This window comes from Pseudonocardia alaniniphila (assembly GCF_022524485.1).
GTDB lineage: Bacteria > Actinomycetota > Actinomycetes > Mycobacteriales > Pseudonocardiaceae > Pseudonocardia > Pseudonocardia alaniniphila.
The window spans coordinates 1-1,312 of record NZ_JAKXMK010000090.1 but is presented as its reverse complement, the minus strand read 5'-3'; the positions used below and the strand labels follow the sequence as shown (position 1 = coordinate 1,312).

Genomic DNA, 1,312 nt, shown 5'->3' with positions numbered 1-1,312 from the left:
GACGCGGCCGCGGGAGAGCACGGTGTGCACCTTGCCGGTGGTCTCGCGGCCCTCGTAGCAGGAGTAGTCGACGGCCATGTGGTGTGTTGCGGCGGAGTGCACCTGGGTGGTGTTCGGGTCGTAGAGCACGATGTCGGCGTCGGCGCCGGGGGTGATCGTGCCCTTGCGCGGGTAGAGTCCGAACATTCGTGCCGGGGTGGCGCAGGCGATCTCGATCCAGCGCTTGCGGGAGATGTGGCCCTCGACCACGCCCTGGTGCAGCAGGTCCATCCGGGTTTCGACGCCGGGTAGGCCGTTGGGGATCTTGGAGAAGTCGCCGATCCCCATCTCCTTCTGCCCCTTGAAACAGAACGGGCAGTGGTCGGTGGAGACGATCGAGAGGTCGTCGGTGCGTAGGCCCCGCCACAGCGCCGCCTGGTGCTCGGCCGGGCGCAGGGGGGTGGAGCAGACGTATTTGGCGCCTTCGAAGCCGGGTGTGCCGAGGTCGTCGGTGGAGAGGAACAGGTACTGCGGGCAGGTTTCGGCGAAGGCGTTGTAGCCCTCGTCGCGTGCCGCGCTGACCTGCGCGAGTGCCTGGGCGGCGGAGAGGTGGACGATGTAGATCGGCGCGCCGGCCACCTGCGCCAGCTTGATCGCGCGGTGGGTGGCCTCGGCCTCGAGCAGCGCGTGGCGCACCTCGCCGTGGTAGCGCGGATCGGTGTGGCCCTTCGCCAGGGCCTGCTCCACCAGCACGTCGATCGCGATGCCGTTCTCGGCATGCATCATCACCAGGCCACCGGTCTCGGCGCCCTTCTGCAGCGCGCGCAGGATCTTCCCGTCGTCGCTGTAGAAGACACCGGGGTAGGCCATGAAGAGCTTGAAGCTGGTGACCCCCTCACCGACGAGGGCCTCCATCTCCTTGACCGAGCCCTCGTTGACGTCGGCCATGATCATGTGGAACGCGTAGTCGATGGCGCAGTTGCCGTCGGCCTTGGCGTGCCAGGCGTCGAGGCCTTCCCGCAGCGAGCCGCCTACTTGCTGGATGGCGAAGTCCACGATCGTCGTGGTGCCACCCCACGCTGCGGCCCGGGTGCCCGTCTCGAACGTGTCGGCCGCGTAGGTGCCGCCGAACGGCATCTCCATGTGGGTGTGCGCGTCGACCCCGCCCGGCACGACATACATCCCGGACGCGTCGATGATGGTGGCGGCGTTCCAGCCCTGCGCGACCGCCGAACCGGTCGCGGCCAGCGCCACCACCGCCTCCCCGTCCACCAGGACATCCGCCGCGATCTCGTCGGCGGCGGTGATGACCAGACCGTTCCGGATCACTGTC

At 68.7% G+C, this 1,312-nt stretch carries 1 protein-coding gene; it reads right to left on the bottom strand.

What is annotated here, in order from left to right; genetic code table 11:
* Nucleotides 1-1,312, bottom strand: a 1,312-nt coding sequence (gene hydA, locus MMF94_RS43095; RefSeq protein WP_241043285.1) for a dihydropyrimidinase, incomplete at both ends; no start/stop codon positions are given.